The sequence below is a fragment of the Pseudomonas sp. FW305-3-2-15-E-TSA4 genome (genome assembly GCF_058787295.1).
Genome location: NZ_JBYSZP010000007.1, coordinates 131,824 through 148,238, shown reverse-complemented (window position 1 = coordinate 148,238; position 16,415 = coordinate 131,824). Strand labels below are relative to the sequence as shown.

At 59.2% G+C, this 16,415-nt stretch carries 16 protein-coding genes; all 16 read right to left on the bottom strand.

Going from position 1 to position 16,415, the window contains the following annotated elements:
- Positions 1-120: 120 nt before the first annotated feature.
- On the bottom strand, positions 121-2,151 hold the full coding sequence (locus AC3WMV_RS11820; RefSeq protein ID WP_096795457.1) for a pyridoxamine 5'-phosphate oxidase family protein: 2,031 nt from the start codon (positions 2,149-2,151) through the stop codon (positions 121-123).
- A gap of 60 nt (positions 2,152-2,211) precedes the next feature.
- Positions 2,212-2,838: a glutathione S-transferase family protein gene (locus AC3WMV_RS11815; RefSeq protein ID WP_103367968.1), complete on the bottom strand. Its 627-nt coding sequence runs from the start codon at positions 2,836-2,838 to the stop codon at positions 2,212-2,214.
- Positions 2,839-2,940: 102 nt separating this feature from the next.
- Positions 2,941-3,867 (bottom strand): LysR family transcriptional regulator, encoded by a 927-nt coding sequence (locus tag AC3WMV_RS11810; RefSeq protein WP_103367969.1) that lies wholly within the window; start codon positions 3,865-3,867, stop codon positions 2,941-2,943.
- A gap of 75 nt (positions 3,868-3,942) precedes the next feature.
- Positions 3,943-5,775 carry a glutamine--fructose-6-phosphate transaminase (isomerizing) gene (gene glmS, locus AC3WMV_RS11805; RefSeq protein ID WP_096795460.1) on the bottom strand — a complete coding sequence of 611 codons (1,833 nt, stop codon included), beginning with the start codon at positions 5,773-5,775 and terminating at the stop codon, positions 3,943-3,945.
- 2 nt (positions 5,776-5,777) lie between these two features.
- Positions 5,778-6,554: a DeoR/GlpR family DNA-binding transcription regulator gene (locus tag AC3WMV_RS11800; RefSeq protein WP_027610294.1), complete on the bottom strand. Its 777-nt coding sequence runs from the start codon at positions 6,552-6,554 to the stop codon at positions 5,778-5,780.
- A 227-nt stretch (positions 6,555-6,781) separates the two neighbouring features.
- Complete coding sequence (gene glmU / locus AC3WMV_RS11795) at positions 6,782-8,149, bottom strand: bifunctional UDP-N-acetylglucosamine diphosphorylase/glucosamine-1-phosphate N-acetyltransferase GlmU (protein ID WP_103367970.1); 1,368 nt, start codon at positions 8,147-8,149, stop codon at positions 6,782-6,784.
- A 117-nt stretch (positions 8,150-8,266) separates the two neighbouring features.
- Positions 8,267-8,692 carry a F0F1 ATP synthase subunit epsilon gene (locus AC3WMV_RS11790; RefSeq protein WP_007954164.1) on the bottom strand — a complete coding sequence of 142 codons (426 nt, stop codon included), beginning with the start codon at positions 8,690-8,692 and terminating at the stop codon, positions 8,267-8,269.
- 45 nt (positions 8,693-8,737) lie between these two features.
- Entirely contained in the window at positions 8,738-10,117 is a 1,380-nt protein-coding gene (atpD, locus tag AC3WMV_RS11785; RefSeq protein WP_027610292.1) for a F0F1 ATP synthase subunit beta, read from the bottom strand.
- Positions 10,118-10,144: 27 nt separating this feature from the next.
- Positions 10,145-11,005, bottom strand: coding sequence for a F0F1 ATP synthase subunit gamma (atpG, locus tag AC3WMV_RS11780; protein ID WP_010565870.1), 861 nt, complete (start codon positions 11,003-11,005; stop codon positions 10,145-10,147).
- A gap of 50 nt (positions 11,006-11,055) precedes the next feature.
- Complete coding sequence (gene atpA, locus AC3WMV_RS11775; RefSeq protein ID WP_047596971.1) at positions 11,056-12,600, bottom strand: F0F1 ATP synthase subunit alpha; 1,545 nt, start codon at positions 12,598-12,600, stop codon at positions 11,056-11,058.
- Positions 12,601-12,621: 21 nt separating this feature from the next.
- The gene (locus AC3WMV_RS11770) at positions 12,622-13,158 is read right to left on the bottom strand and encodes a F0F1 ATP synthase subunit delta (protein ID WP_007911956.1); all 537 of its coding nucleotides are present in this window, start codon (positions 13,156-13,158) and stop codon (positions 12,622-12,624) included.
- Positions 13,159-13,170: 12 nt separating this feature from the next.
- Complete coding sequence (locus AC3WMV_RS11765; RefSeq protein WP_011336718.1) at positions 13,171-13,641, bottom strand: F0F1 ATP synthase subunit B; 471 nt, start codon at positions 13,639-13,641, stop codon at positions 13,171-13,173.
- Between the two features lie 59 nt (positions 13,642-13,700).
- Positions 13,701-13,958, bottom strand: coding sequence for a F0F1 ATP synthase subunit C (gene atpE, locus AC3WMV_RS11760; protein ID WP_003097235.1), 258 nt, complete (start codon positions 13,956-13,958; stop codon positions 13,701-13,703).
- A gap of 133 nt (positions 13,959-14,091) precedes the next feature.
- The gene (gene atpB, locus AC3WMV_RS11755) at positions 14,092-14,961 is read right to left on the bottom strand and encodes a F0F1 ATP synthase subunit A (protein ID WP_007960779.1); all 870 of its coding nucleotides are present in this window, start codon (positions 14,959-14,961) and stop codon (positions 14,092-14,094) included.
- Between the two features lie 16 nt (positions 14,962-14,977).
- The gene (locus AC3WMV_RS11750; protein ID WP_003229783.1) at positions 14,978-15,385 is read right to left on the bottom strand and encodes a F0F1 ATP synthase subunit I; all 408 of its coding nucleotides are present in this window, start codon (positions 15,383-15,385) and stop codon (positions 14,978-14,980) included.
- 148 nt (positions 15,386-15,533) lie between these two features.
- Entirely contained in the window at positions 15,534-16,406 is an 873-nt protein-coding gene (locus AC3WMV_RS11745) for a ParB/RepB/Spo0J family partition protein (RefSeq protein ID WP_007960777.1), read from the bottom strand.
- Positions 16,407-16,415 lie beyond the last annotated feature (9 nt).

Sequence of the window (16,415 nt, the reverse complement as noted above, 5' to 3'; positions counted from 1 at the left end):
CTGTGGGAGCGGGCTTGCTCGCGAAAGCGGTCTTTCAGTAAACAATGATGTCGACTGATCTGACGCCTTCGCGAGCAAGCCCGCTCCCACAGGGGGGGTGTAGTGATTTCAAATGAGCCGTTAGAGATCCAGCACCAGCAATTGCTCGCTCTGCGCCGGCACCGCGCAACAAATCAGCACCTGCCCCGCTTCCGGCAGGTCTGCCGGGGGCTGTGGATAATTCACCGCGCCACTGACCAGACGTGTCTTGCAGGTGCCGCACGAACCTCCCCGGCAACTGAACTCGGGGCGCAGGCCACGGCTTTCTGCGAGCTCCAGCAGACTGCCGCCGTCCGGCTGCCAGCGCGCCTCTTTGGCCGAACGCTCGAACATCACCGGCACTGACGTGATGGCGGCCGGTGGTTGCTCGACGACCACCGCATCCGGGTCCGGCTGGCGCTTGAGCGTCGACGGGCCGAAGGTCTCGGCATGGATCCGCGCGTCGCGAATGTCCAGCTCGCGCAGACTGTCGTAGACACTTTGGGTAAAAGCGCCGGGCCCACAGACAGCAAAATCGATCTGGTCGTAATCCTCGACCTCCAGCAGATCACGCAGCAGTGCCCGATCAATGCGCCCATGGCGGTCGAAATCTTCGCCTTCATGCACGTCGGCCTCCGGCTGACTGAGCAGGCGAATCACCCGTACCGCATCGCCAGCACTTTCCAGCACGCGATCGAGTTCCTCGCGAAACGGCTGATCGGCCAGGCTGCGCGAACTCTGCAGCAACCACGTCGGCCGAATCCGCCGGGTGCGCAGACCTTGGTACACCACCTCACGCAGCATCGACAGCAACGGCGTGATGCCAACCCCCGCCGCCAGCAGCACCAGCGGCCGGTGTTCCAGTGGCGCCACCGTGAAGTGCCCCTGTGGCGCCCGTGCCTCAAGGACATCGCCGACCCGGACCTGCTGGTGCAAGTGGCCTGAAACCAGGCCCTCGCGTTTCACACTGATGCGCAGGAAATCATCCGATGGCGCACTCGACAGGCTATAAGTGCGAATATGCGTTTCACCATCCAGAGTGAAACGCAACGGCAGATGCTGGCCAGCCTGAAACACCGGCATCCCTGCGCCATCGTCTGGTTGCAGATAGATCGAGCGGATGTGCTGGCTCTCCCTTTCGATGCGGGTCACCCGCAGCGGCCGCCAGCGGTCACCCAGCGCTTTGGCCTGCAAGCGTGCATCGGCCTGGGCCCAGGTGCCGGTCAGCAGACTGGTGGGCGACATGCCGTCGAAGCGCCAGCGCAGGGCCAGTGCCGCCGGGCGCCGCACCAGTCTCTCTACCTCGAATGTCCAGAGGCGCTCGGCGCCTTGGAACGCTTCGATCTGCGGCCCGTCGAGGATGATTTCGGTCCGCCCGCTCAGTTGCAGCACATCGCCTGTGGAAAAGTCGATGAACAGCAGGCCGGCCTTGGGATTGAGCAGCAGGTTGCCGAGCGTGTTGAAGTGCAGGTTGCCGGCAAAATCCGGGATGGTCAGACGATTACCTTCAACCCGGACAAACCCGGCCTGCCCGCCACGATGGGAAACATCCACCGCACGTTGTCCGTCCACATCGACGTAACTGGCGACAAAGAAGGTATCGGCGCCTTCGATCATGGCTCTGGCTGCGTCATCAAGACCGTCGTCGTGCTGCGCTGGCCGCGTCTGCGGATCGCTCAGCGGCACGCGCTGGAACTGGCGCAGTTGAATGTATTGCGGACAGTTGCCGAAAGCCTGATCCACGCTCACCTCGAAACCCTGCACGGTCAGATTGTCGACATGACCGTTGAGGCGATTGCGGCGGCGGGTATGCAATTCAATGCCGAGCAACCCGATCGGCTCGCCATTGCGCAATTGCGCCGGATCATCGGCAGCGGGTTGGCTGGCGAAATGGAGGTGCTCGGGATCAGGCGAATGAGCAAACCCCGGCGCGCCTTCGAGCACGCTGGCCCATGGACGCCCGTCGGTATCGACCGCGCCGTACAGCATGAACGGTAACTGCTCATAAAATGCGCGGTGCTGATCCGGCATCCAGTCACGAATCACTTTTCGGCCGAAGGCCTCCATGCGCTCGGCAACGCCGACATGGGCCTGCAGTTGTTGCTCGCCAGCGTGCCACGGTGAACGTTCCATCACGCCTCTCCCCGCGCCGCCGGCGCATTGTGGATAACTCGATCAGATCAGGGCTGAACCTCAGGCAGTCTTTTGCAGACCAGCGACCGTGCGCGGCATGCCGACAAAACCGGGCAAGGCTTCGACACGCGCCAGCCAGGCACGCACGTTGGCGTAGCCGTCCAGCGACACGTTGCCTTCCGGCGCATGGGCGATGTAGCTGTAGGCGGACACGTCAGCGATGGTGGGTTCGCTGCCGGCCAGGTAAGTGGTCTTGCCCAGTTCCACCTCCATCACTTTGAGCAGGTTGTGCGCACGGGTAATCGCTTCTTCAGCATTCAACTGTGCGCCAAACACCGTCACCAATCGTGCAGCAGCAGGTCCGAAAGCAATCGGCCCTGCAGCGGCCGACAACCAGCGCTGCACCCGTGCTGCAGCGACCGGATCGGTCGGCAGCCAGCGGCCATTGCCGTACTTGAGCGCCAGATACACCAGAATCGCGTTGGAGTCGGCCAGCACCACACCGCCGTCGTCAATCGCCGGCACCTGGCCAAAACTGTTGATTGCCAGATACGGCGCCTGCTTGTGCTCGCCCTTGGCCAGATCGACCAGGATCAGTTCAGTCGGCAGTTGCAGCAGGGACAACATCAGCTCCACCCGATGGGCGTGGCCGGAACGCGGGAAGTTGTAGAGTTTGATCGCTTGCATGGTCGACTCCGCTGGAGAGGGCGCCGTTCGGGATGGCAGCGCCGATGGAGGCCATCTTCCACCCATCTTCAAAGCAACAGAATCACCAGCAATCACAATCAATTATTTCACTGGATGAAATAACGCCGCGTTCTGCAGCGCCGGATGTTCTCGCAGCACCTTCACCGCGTGGTCGACAAAACTGCGCACCCGAGCCGGTGCCTTGCGCCCGCCCTGATACACCACATGAATCGGCAGCGGCGGCAGTTCGAAATCGGCGAGGACAATTTCCAGTTCACCGCAGGCCACCTTGCCGGCGACCTGATAGGACAACACCCGGGTCAGTCCCAACCCCAGGCAGGCCGCAGTAATCGCCGCCTGGTTGGCGGTGACCACCAGCCGAGGCTCGGGTCGCACGCTAAGCGCTTCGCCCTGATCCACAAACGGCCAGTTGCGCAACTGGCCGATGGCCGACGTCGTCACCACCGGTGCACCGGCCAGTGCATGCGGATGCGCGGGACGGCCGTGTCGAGCCAGATAGTCCGGCGAACCACAGATCACCCGCCGCACCTCGCCGACCCGGATCGCGTGCTGATTGCTGTCCGGTAACTCACCAATGCGTACCGCGACATCGATGCCCTCCTCGACCATGCTCACCACCCGATCGACCAACAGCGCATTGATCGAAACATCCGGGTATTGCGTCAGATAAGCCGCCATCAGCGGTGTGACAAACAGCTCGCCGAACAATACCGGCGCGGTCACCGTCAATTGCCCACGCGGCTGGGCATGACTGCCGGCCGCCGAATCCTCGGCTTCCTGCACCTCGGCGAGAATTCTCCGACAGTCTTCCAGATAACGCTGACCGGCCTCGCTGAGGTGCACAGTGCGTGTCGTGCGAATCAGCAACTGTGTACCGATGCGCTGCTCCAGCGCCGCCACGGCGCGGGTGACACTGGCCGCGGACAAGCCAAGACGCCGCGCCGCCGCCGAGAAGCCCTGCTCCTGGGCCACGGTGGCGAAGATCTGCATTTCCTGGAAGCGGTCCATGGATGTCCTCGATTCAGATACAAAAATCGCAGCCGAGGCTGCGATTTTTGCGGGTCAATGTCAGCTGTGGATAACTTATTCCACCGTCACCGACTTCGCCAGGTTGCGCGGCTGGTCGACGTCGGTGCCCTTGAGCACGGCGACGTAGTACGACAGCAGCTGGAGCGGGACGGTGTACAAGATCGGCGAAAGGATGTCGTGGATGTGCGGCATCTGCACCACGTGGGTGCCTTCGCCGTTGGTCATCCCGGCTTTCTCGTCAGCGAATACGATCAGTTCACCACCACGGGCACGGACTTCCTGCAGGTTGGACTTGAGCTTCTCCAGCAGTTCGTTGTTCGGCGCCACGGTGACCACCGGCATGTCGTTATCCACAAGCGCCAGAGGGCCGTGCTTCAGTTCCCCAGCCGGATAGGCTTCGGCGTGGATGTAGGAGATTTCCTTGAGTTTCAAGGCGCCCTCCATTGCGACCGGGAACTGCGCGCCACGGCCGAGGAACAGGGTGTGATTCTTCTCGGCGAACAGTTCGGCGATTTTTTCCACGGTGCTGTCCATCGCCAGCGCTTCGCCGAGACGGGTCGGCAGGCGACGCAACTCTTCCACCAGCGTGGCTTCAACGCCTTTGCCGAGCGTGCCGCGTACCTGACCCAGCGACAGGGTCAGCAGCAACAGGCCGACCAGTTGCGTGGTGAACGCCTTGGTCGAGGCTACGCCGATTTCGCGACCGGCCTGGGTCAGCAGCGTCAGGTCGGATTCACGCACCAGCGAGCTGATGCCGACGTTGCAGATCGCCAGGCTGGCGAGGAAGCCCAGCTCTTTGGCGTTGCGCAGCGCGGCCAGGGTGTCGGCGGTTTCGCCGGACTGCGAGATGGTGACGAACAGGGTATCCGGCTGCACCACCACCTTGCGGTAGCGGAATTCGCTGGCGACTTCGACCTGGCACGGGATACCGGCCAGTTCTTCGAGCCAGTAACGCGCGACCATACCGGCGTGGTAGCTGGTACCGCAGGCGACAATCTGCACATTGCGCACTTTGGCGAACAGTTCGGCAGCCTGTGGACCGAAGGCCTGCACCAGCACCTGATTCGGACTCAGACGGCCTTCGAGGGTGCGTTGGACAACGGATGGTTGCTCATGGATTTCCTTGAGCATGTAGTGGCGGAACTCGCCCTTGTCAGCGGCTTCGGCACCATCGCTGTACTGCACGGTCTGGCGCTCGACGGCGTTGCCGTTGACGTCCCAGATCTGCACGTTATCGCGGCGAATTTCGGCGATATCGCCCTCTTCCAGGTACATGAAGCGGTCAGTGACCTGACGCAGGGCCAATTGGTCGGACGCGAGGAAGTTCTCACCCAGGCCCAGACCGATCACCAACGGGCTGCCACTGCGTGCGGCAACCAGACGATCCGGCTGTTGTGCGTTGATCACCGCCAGACCGTAGGCGCCGTGCAGTTCCTTGACGGTGGCTTTGAGCGCGACGGTCAGGTCAGGCTGATCCTTGAGTTTGTGGCTCAGCAGGTGCGCGATGACTTCGGTGTCGGTGTCCGAAGTGAACACGTAACCCAGCGCTTTCAGTTGCTCACGCAGGGCTTCGTGGTTCTCGATGATGCCGTTGTGCACCACAGCGATATCACCGGAGAAATGCGGGTGCGCGTTACGCTCGCACGGTGCACCGTGGGTCGCCCAACGGGTGTGGGCGATACCGAGACGGCCGACCAGCGGCTGTGCGGCCAGCGCCGCTTCCAGCTCGCTGACCTTGCCCGGACGGCGCATGCGCTCGAGCTTTTCATCGTTGGTGAAAACTGCCACACCGGCGCTGTCATAGCCGCGGTATTCAAGGCGCTTGAGGCCTTCAAGCAGGATGGCGGTGATATTACGTTCAGCTACTGCGCCGACAATTCCACACATGCTTATTTCTCCTGACTGACAGCCGCGCAAATCACGCTGATACCGCGGGCCTGAATCTGATCGCGCGCATCTTCAGGCAGGCGATCATCGGTAATGAGGGTATGGACGCTGCTCCACGGCAGCTCCAGGTTGGGAATCTTGCGACCGATCTTGTCGGCCTCGACCATCACGATCACTTCCCGCGCCACGTCCGCCATCACCCGGCTCAAACCGAGCAACTCGTTGAATGTGGTGGTACCGCGCACCAGATCGATGCCATCGGCGCCGATAAACAACTGGTCGAAGTCGTAAGAGCGTAGTACCTGCTCGGCGACCTGGCCCTGGAAGGACTCCGAATGCGGATCCCAGGTGCCGCCGGTCATCAGCAGCACCGGCTCGTGTTCGAGTTCGCTCAAGGCGTTGGCCACGTGCAGGGAGTTGGTCATCACCACCAGACCCGGCTGCTGGCCAAGCTCGGGAATCATCGCCGCAGTGGTGCTGCCGCTGTCGATAATGATGCGGGCGTGCTCGCGGATGCGTTTGACGGCGGCGCGGGCAATCGCCTGTTTGTACTTCGAAACGCTTTGGCCAGGTTCCGCGACCAGTTCCTGCGGCATGGTGATCGCCCCGCCGTAACGGCGCAGCAACAGACCATGGCTTTCCAGTGCGGCCAGATCCTTGCGAATCGTAACTTCAGAAGTTTCGAAGCGCTTGGCCAGTTCATCCACACTGACTTCGCCCTGCTCATTTAGCAAGGCGAGGATGTTGTGCCGGCGCTGGGGTGTGTTGCGTTTCGACATGGCGGTTTAAGTTTCGATTCGAAAGATAACGGAAGCAATCAAAACCTATCGGCCATAAATCGTCAAGCGACAGATCGAAAATTTTAGAAACGACACAGACGAATATGGGAGCGGGCTTGCTCGCGAATGCGGAGGTCAGTCACTGAAATGTGAAACTGAAACACCGCATTCGCGAGCAAGCCCGCTCCCACATTTGGATTCAAGCATTAAGTGCAGCTGTGGATAACTCAGCCTTTCTTGATCTTCTCCGGCCGCTTCCAGCCATCAATATTTTTCTGCCGCGCCCGACCAACGGCCAACTGCGCGTTATCCACATTCTGGGTGATGGTCGAACCAGCCGCGGTGGTTGCCCCGGACGAGATATCCACAGGTGCCACCAACGAATTGTTGGAGCCGATGAACACGTCCTCGCCCAACACGGTTTTCCACTTGTTGGCGCCATCGTAATTGCAGGTAATGGTACCCGCGCCAATGTTGGTGCGGGCGCCGATTTCCGCGTCGCCCAGATAGGTCAGATGCCCGGCCTTGGCGCCCTCGCCCATGCGCGCGTTTTTCAGTTCGACAAAGTTACCCACATGCGCGCGCGCTTCCAGAACGGTACCTGGACGCAGACGGGCGAACGGACCGGCATCGCTGCTTTCGCCAAGAATCGCGCCTTCGATGTGGCTGTTGGCTTTGATCACCACGCCTTTGCGCAGGGTGCTGTCCTTGATCACGCAGTTCGGGCCGATCACCACGTCGTCTTCGATGACAACATTGCCTTCGAGAATCACGTTGACGTCGATCAGCACATCACGACCGACGGTGACTTCGCCACGCACATCGAAACGCGCCGGGTCACGCAGGGTCACGCCTTGCGCCATCAGACGGCGACCGGCGCGCAACTGGTAATGCCGCTCCAGCTCGGAGAGTTGCTTACGATCATTGGCGCCCTGCACTTCCATCGGGTCGTGCGGTTGTTCAGTGGCCACCACCAAACCATCGCTGACCGCCATTTCGATCACGTCGGTCAAGTAGTACTCGCCCTGGGCATTGTTGTTCGACAGGCGGCTCATCCAGTCGGCCAGACGATTGGCCGGGACGGCGAGGATGCCGGTGTTGCCTTCGGTGATTGCGCGCTGGGCTTCGCTGGCATCTTTGTGCTCAACGATGGCTGCGACCTTGCCGTCAGCATCACGCACGATGCGGCCGTAACCGGTCGGATCTTCCAGCTCGACGGTCAACAGGCCCATCTGCCCCGGTACGACATGTTTAAGCAGGCGCTGCAGGGTTTCGACCTCGATCAATGGCACGTCACCATAGAGGATCAACACCGTGTCGGCGCTGATGAACGGCACAGCCTGAGCCGTTGCATGACCAGTGCCCAATTGCTTGTCCTGCAGCACGAAATTCAAATCGTCAGCCGCCAGACGCTCACGCACCACATCGGCACCGTGGCCGATCACCACATGAATGCGCTGTGGATCGAGCTGCCGTGCGCTGTGGATAACATGCCCAAGCATGGAATTGCCGGCTACCGGGTGCAGCACTTTCGGCAACGCCGAACGCATACGGGTGCCTTGACCGGCCGCGAGGATAACGATTTCGAGAGACATGACTGGCTACCAATCCTGGGTGGTCAGCAACTGCGACCGGGTTGTAAAAATCGGAAAATAAAAAAGGGTAGCCGAGGCTACCCTTTTTTATCAATCGCACAACAAGTGGCTGACGGATTAACCGCCAAACTTCTTGCGGATCTGCTGGACGGTGCGCAGCTGAGCTGCAGCCTCGGCCAGACGTGCGGACGCAGCTCCGTAGTCGAAATCTGCGCTCTTCTCGTGCAGAGCAGCTTCGGCAGCCTTGAGAGCTGCCTGGGCTTGAGCTTCATCCAGGTCGGCGGCACGTTGCACGGTATCGGCAAGCACCTTGACCATGTTCGGCTGAACCTCGAGGAAACCACCGGAGATGTAGAACACCTCGGCTTCCCCGCCTTGCTTGATCAGGCGGATCGGACCTGGCTTCAGATTAGTGATCAACGGCGCGTGACCCAGAGCGATACCAAGATCACCCAGTGCACCGTGCGCAATCACCATCTCGACCAGGCCGGAAAAGATTTCCCCTTCCGCGCTGACGATATCGCAATGGACTGTCATAGCCATCTGATTGCCTCAACCTAAATTAGCGCCCGTTGCCGGGCGCCGGGATTACAGTTTCTTGGCTTTCTCGATCGCTTCTTCGATGCCGCCAACCATGTAGAACGCTTGTTCTGGCAGGTGGTCGTAGTCACCGTTGAGGATGCCTTTGAAGCCAGCAATGGTGTCTTTCAGGGAAACGTATTTACCCGAAGCACCGGTGAAGACTTCAGCCACGAAGAACGGCTGCGACAAGAAGCGTTGGATCTTACGAGCACGGTTAACCAACTGTTTGTCGGCTTCCGACAGCTCGTCCATACCCAGGATCGCGATGATGTCTTTCAGCTCTTTGTAACGTTGCAGAACGTACTGAACGCCGCGAGCGGTGTCGTAGTGGTCCTGACCGATTACGTTCGGATCCAGCTGGCGCGAAGTCGAATCCAGTGGATCTACCGCTGGGTAGATACCCAGGGAAGCGATGTCACGGGACAGAACGACGGTGGCGTCCAAGTGGGCGAAGGTGGTCGCTGGCGACGGGTCGGTCAAGTCGTCCGCAGGTACGTATACCGCCTGGATCGAGGTGATCGAACCTTCTTTGGTCGAAGTGATACGTTCTTGCAGAACGCCCATCTCTTCAGCCAGGGTCGGCTGGTAACCTACTGCCGAAGGCATACGGCCCAGCAGTGCGGATACTTCGGTACCGGCCAGGGTGTAACGGTAGATGTTGTCGACGAACAGCAGAACGTCGTTACCTTCGTCACGGAACTTCTCGGCCATGGTCAGGCCGGTCAGGGCTACGCGCAGACGGTTTCCCGGCGGCTCGTTCATCTGACCGTAAACCAGTGCCACTTTGTCCAGAACGTTGGAGTCCTTCATCTCGTGGTAGAAGTCGTTACCCTCACGAGTACGCTCACCCACACCGGCGAACACGGAATAACCGCTGTGCTCGATGGCGATGTTACGGATCAGTTCCATCATGTTTACGGTTTTGCCTACACCGGCACCACCGAACAGACCGACTTTACCGCCTTTGGCGAACGGGCAAACCAGGTCGATAACCTTGATGCCGGTTTCCAGCAGGTCGTTGCCGCCTGCTTGCTCAGCGAACGAAGGTGCTGCGCGGTGAATGCCCCAGCGCTCTTCGGTGTCGATTGGACCGGCTTCGTCGATCGGGTTACCCAGAACGTCCATGATCCGGCCCAGAGTCGCTTTACCGACCGGTACGGAGATGGCTGCGCCGGAATCGGTAACTTCCAGACCGCGCTTCAAGCCCTCGGTGGAACCCATCGCAATGGTACGAACCACGCCGTCGCCCAGCTGTTGCTGAACTTCCAGAGTGGTTTCGGCCGCGCTGACTACTTTCAGCGCGTTGTAGATGCTCGGTACGCTGTCGCGTGGAAATTCCACGTCGATAACGGCGCCGATGATTTGAACGATACGTCCGCTACTCATAGCTGGATCCTCTGAATATTTGAACCGTTAAACCGCGGCAGCGCCGCCGACGATTTCCGAGATCTCTTGGGTGATCGCAGCCTGACGCGCCTTGTTGTAGATCAGCTGCAAATCGCTGATCAAATCACCGGCGTTGTCGGTAGCGTTCTTCATCGCGATCATCCGCGCAGCTTGTTCAGCTGCGTTGTTCTCGACCACCGCCTGGTACACCTGCGACTCCACGTAGCGCACCATCAAGCCGTCAAGCAGCTCTTTGGCGTCTGGTTCGTAGAGGTAGTCCCAGTGGTGCTTGAGTTCTTGATCCGGGGTTGCCACCAGTGGAATCAACTGCTCCACGGTAGGCTGTTGTGTCATGGTGTTGATGAACTTGTTGGATACCACGGACAGGCGATCGATACGGCCCTCCAGGTAGGCATCCAGCATCACCTTGACGCTGCCGATCAGATCATTGATCGACGGCTCTTCACCCAGGTGGCTGATAGCTGCAACGACGTTACCGCCGAAGTTGCGGAAAAAGGCCGCACCCTTGCTACCGACTACACACAGATCAATCTCGACGCCGTTTTCGCGGTTTACCGCCATGTCCTTGACCAGGGCCTTGAACAGGTTGGTGTTCAAGCCGCCGCACAAACCACGGTCACTGCTCACGACGACATAACCAACACGCTTTACTTCACGGTCGATCATGAACGGGTGGCGGTATTCCGGGTTGGCGTTGGCCAGATGCCCAATTACCTGGCGGATACGCTCCGCATAAGGACGGCTGGCTGCCATGCGCATTTGTGCCTTGCGCATTTTGCTCACCGCCACTTTTTCCATGGCGCTGGTAATTTTTTGCGTGCTTTTGATGCTCGCAATCTTACTGCGAATCTCTTTTGCGCCTGCCATGTAACACCTATCAGGTTAGCAAGCGGGAGCCTTGCGGCTCCCGCTGCGGCTTACCAGGTTTGGGTGGCCTTGAACTTCTCGATACCGGCTTTCATGCCAGCGTCGATTTCGTCATTGAAGTCACCTTTAACGTTGATCTTGGCCATCAAATCGGCGTGATCGCGGTTGAAGAAAGCAATCAGCGCTTGTTCGAAGCTGCCGATCTTGGCGATTTCAATGTCAGTCAGGAACCCACGCTCAGCGGCATACAGCGACAGCGCCATGTCAGCGATCGACATTGGTGCGTATTGCTTCTGCTTCATCAGCTCGGTAACGCGCTGACCATGCTCAAGTTGCTTACGGGTCGCTTCGTCCAGGTCAGAAGCGAACTGGGCGAATGCCGCCAGTTCACGGTACTGAGCCAGAGCGGTACGGATACCACCGGACAGCTTCTTGATGATCTTGGTCTGAGCGGCACCACCCACACGGGATACCGAAACACCGGCGTTCACTGCAGGGCGGATGCCCGAGTTGAACATGGCCGATTCCAGGAAGATCTGACCGTCGGTGATGGAAATCACGTTGGTCGGAACGAACGCGGAAACGTCGCCAGCCTGGGTTTCGATGATCGGCAGTGCGGTCAGGGAACCGGTTTTGCCGGTCACTGCGCCGTTGGTGAACTTCTCTACGTATTCTTCCGAAACGCGGGATGCGCGCTCCAGCAGACGGGAGTGGAGATAGAACACGTCGCCTGGGTAAGCTTCACGGCCTGGTGGACGGCGCAGCAGCAGGGAAATCTGGCGGTAAGCCACTGCTTGTTTGGACAGATCGTCATAAACGATCAGCGCGTCTTCACCGCGGTCGCGGAAGAATTCACCCATGGTGCAACCGGAGTACGGTGCCAGGAATTGCAGCGCAGGAGATTCCGAAGCACTGGCTGCCACGATGATCGTGTTGGCCAGGGCGCCGTTTTCTTCCAGCTTGCGAACCACGTTGGCGATGGTCGATTGCTTCTGACCGATCGCTACATAGACGCAGAAAATGCCGCTGTCTTTCTGGTTGATGATCGCGTCGATCGCCAGAGCGGTTTTACCGATCTGACGGTCACCGATGATCAGCTCACGCTGGCCACGGCCGACAGGGATCATGGCATCGACAGCCTTGTAGCCAGTCTGTACAGGCTGGTCTACCGACTTACGCCAGATCACGCCCGGTGCAACTTTCTCGACCGCGTCGGTCAAGGTGTTGCCCAGTGGACCTTTGCCGTCAACAGGGTTACCCAGTGCATCGACTACGCGACCCAGCAGTTCCTTACCAACCGGAACTTCGAGGATGCGGCCGGTGCACTTGGCGCTCATGCCTTCAGCCAGACTGGTGTATGCGCCCAGTACAACGGCACCTACGGAGTCTTGCTCCAGGTTGAGGGCCATACCGTAGACGCCGCCCGGAAACTCGATCATCTCGCCGTACATGACGTCGGCCAGACCGTGAATCCGCACGATGCCGTCAGATACGCTGACGACAGTGCCTTCGTTACGGGCTTGGGAGGTCACATCGAGCTTGTCGATGCGGCCCTTGATAATTTCACTTATTTCGGAAGGATTGAGTTGCTGCATTGCTCTGCTGCCCCTTCAAACTCAAGATTTCAATGCTTCGGCAAGTTTCGCGATTTTGCCGCGAATCGAGCCATCGATAACCAGGTCGCCGGCGCGGATAACGACACCACCTATAAGGGCAGCATCCTCCGCAACTTGCAGGCGCACTTCCCGGTTGAGTCGTGCACTGAGAACCTTGGCGAGTTTGTCTTGCTGTTCTTGGTTCAATGCGAAAGCACTGGTCACTTCAACGTCTACCGACTTCTCTTGTTCGGCCTTGTACAGGTCGAACAGAGCGGCGATCTCCGGCAGAAGCGGGAGACGGTCGTTTTCGGCAACGACATTGATGAAGTTCTGTGCCTTGGCATCAAACTTGTCGCCGCACACGTCAATGAACGTGGCGGCCTTTTCTGCGCTCGTCAGTCGCGGGGCCTTGAGCACGCGCTGCATGGTGTCGTCTTGCGACACCGCTGCAGCCAGGCCGAGCATGGCTGACCAATTGGCCAGTTGCTGGTGGGCCTGAGCGTGCTCGAAGGCCGCCTTAGCGTAAGGTCGGGCCAACGTGGTCAGTTCTGCCATGATCGCCCTCGCTTAGATTTCAGCAGCCAGTTGGTTAACCAGCTCTGCGTGCGCGTTTTGATCGATTGTGGCACCCAGGATCTTCTCGGCGCCGCCGACAGCCAGCAAGCCCACTTGGGCGCGCAGCTTGTCTTTGACACTGTTCAGTTCCTGTTCGATCTCGGCTTGAGCCTGAACCTTCACACGGTCAGCGTCGATACGGGCTTTTTCAACAGCCTCTTCAACGATCTGGTTACCGCGTTTCTTGGCTTGCTCGATGATTTCAGCTGCCTGAGCTTTCGCTTCGCGCAGTTGCTGACCCGCTTTCTCTTGGGCCAACTCCAGGTCGCGAGCTGCACGGCTGGCAGCGTCCAGACCATCAGCGATCTTCTTTTGACGTTCGTGCAGAGCAGCGATGACCGGAGGCCATACGAACTTCATGCAGAACAGTACAAAAATCAGGAACGCAACGGACTGGCCAATCAGGGTCGCATTAATGTTCACGCCAACACCTCGCAGTTACGTTGTCCATCACACCAAATTACTCGGAAGAATCCGGGTAATTAGCCAGCGATCTGACCAACGAACGGGTTCGCAAAGGTGAAGAACAGAGCGATACCAACACCGATCATGGTTACGGCGTCGAGCAGACCGGCAACGATGAACATTTTAACTTGCAGCATTGGAACCATTTCTGGCTGACGCGCTGCGCCTTCCAGGAACTTGCCGCCCAGCAGGCCGAAACCAATTGCGGTACCCAGTGCGCCCAGGCCGATCAACAGTGCAACAGCGATAGCGGTTAGACCAACTACAGTTTCCATCTTTCCTCCCGACTTTTACGTCGTATGGTTTAGGTTTTTTAGATTAAAGCGGTAAAACAAATCGTTTCAGAGGCCCGGTTAAGAGCCCCCTCCCGTTTGACCGGGAGGGACATCAGATCAGCCGAGGCTGCTCTTAATGGTTTTCTTCGTGCGCCATCGACAGGTAGACGATGGTCAGCATCATGAAGATGAACGCCTGCAGGGTGATGATCAGGATGTGGAACACAGCCCACGCCCACTGCAGAACAACGCCCAGGCCACTCAGCCAGAGCAGGCCGCTGCCGAACATCACAGCGATCAGAATGAACACCAGCTCGCCGGCATACATGTTGCCGAACAGACGCAGGGCCAGAGAGATCGGCTTGGCGATCAGGGTCACGAATTCCAGCAGGAAGTTCACCGGGATCAGCAGGGCCTGAACGAAGATGTTCTTGCTGCCGAACGGGTGCAGGGTCAGTTCGCCGATGAAGCCGCCGATGCCCTTGACCTTGATGCTATAGAAAATGATCAGTGCGAAAACCGAGAACGCCATGCCCAGGGTCGCGTTCGGGTCGGTAGTCGACACGGCACGGAACGGGATGTGGTGGTCGCCGGTGATCAGGATGGCCAGCTGAGGAATCCAGTCGACCGGTACCAGGTCGACGGCGTTCATCAGGAACACCCAGACGAATATGGTCAGTGCCAGCGGTGCAATCACCGGGCTACGGCCATGGAAGCTGTCTTTCACGCTGCCATCGACGAATTCGACCAATACTTCAACGAAGTTCTGCAAAGCACCTGGCTGACCCGATGTTGCTTTCTTTGCCGCCATGCGGAAAAGGAAAACGAAGATCAGACCCAGCGCGACCGACCAGCCGAGGGTATCGACGTGGAAAGCCCAGAAGCCCATTTCCTTGGCTTCTGCTGCGGTATGGGCAAAGCCCCAGCCGCCGTTAGGTAGCTGACCGAAGGTCAGGTTCTGCAAGTGGTGCTGGATATAGCCCGAAGCGGTTGTTTCTGCCATGGTTGCCTCAAACGCCCTAAGGTCTCGAAAGTCTTGTTCTCATCAGCAGGGGAGCGAACCAGCTGACCGACTGAGTCAGCACGAAAGCGCCGAATACTGCGATCGGCGCCAATGGCTTCACACCTGCAAACACCAGTGCAAACAGCACTGCCGTCAAAATCAGTTTGCCTGCCTCGCCGGCATAAAATGACCGGACGATGGACTGGGCTGCTCGGGCGCCGGAAAACCGAAATGCCTTGTGAGCGAAATAAACATTGGGCAGCAAGGCTATCAGGCCTCCGCAAAGTCCCGAGTATCCGGCAACGACTCCGTGCCATTGCCAGAGCGCCAAAGCGGCAATGAGCAAAATGACAAATTGAGCCATCAACACCGGAAAAACCGCCAGGCGATGGAACGGCAGGCGGTTTGGCTTGCGGGTTTCCATCACATTTGCTCTCCAATGGTCGGCTGCCAGAATTCAATAACTTGGCATAATTTGTGCCGACAAAATGCGCGCAGAGTATAGGGGCGGTTCTGCCCCTATTCAACTGTCAGGTAGTGATTTCCGACTGCGCGCTACATGAGGAAATGTTTCAGCGGATGTGTGCGAGCACACCTTGAAGCTCATCGAGTGAGTTGTAACCGATCACCAGCTGACCTTTTCCCTTCTTGCCGTGGCGAATCTGCACCGCAGAGCCTAGGCGCTCGGCCAGACGCTGTTCGAGCCGGGCGATATCCGGGTCGGGTTTGGCCGCTTCCACAGGCTCCGGTTTGCCACTCAACCACTGGCGAACCAGTGCCTCGGTTTGGCGCACAGTCAGGCCGCGTGCGACAACATGTCGCGCCCCTTCCACCTGCTGATTGTCCGGCAGACCGAGCAAAGCACGGGCATGACCCATTTCCAGGTCACCGTGGGACAGCATGGTCTTGATGACTTCCGGCAGTGCAATAAGTCGCAACAGGTTAGCCACAGTCACGCGGGACTTACCCACAGCCTCGGCCACCTGCTGTTGAGTGAGCTGGAATTCCTGCTGCAGACGCTGCAAGGCGACGGCTTCCTCAATCGGGTTCAGGTCTTCACGCTGGATGTTCTCGATCAGCGCAATGGCGATCGCGGTTTCATCCGGCACATCACGGACCATCGCCGGGATGGTTTCCTGGCCGGCCTGCTGGCTGGCGCGCCAGCGGCGTTCACCGGCGATGATTTCGAAGCGGCCACCGCCAATCGGGCGCACCACGATCGGCTGCATCACGCCTTGCGCCTTGATCGACTGCGCCAGCTCTTCCAGCGCCTGCGGGTCCATGTCGCGGCGTGGCTGGTATTTGCCACGCTGCAGCAGGTCCAGCGGCAGATGTTGCAGTTCACGGGTATCGGCCTGCGCCGCCTGTTCTTCCAGCGCGCTGACGGTCGGACCACTCAGCAGTGCATCCAGTCCACGTCCGAGACCTCGTTTCTTGACGGCCATGGGGATTCC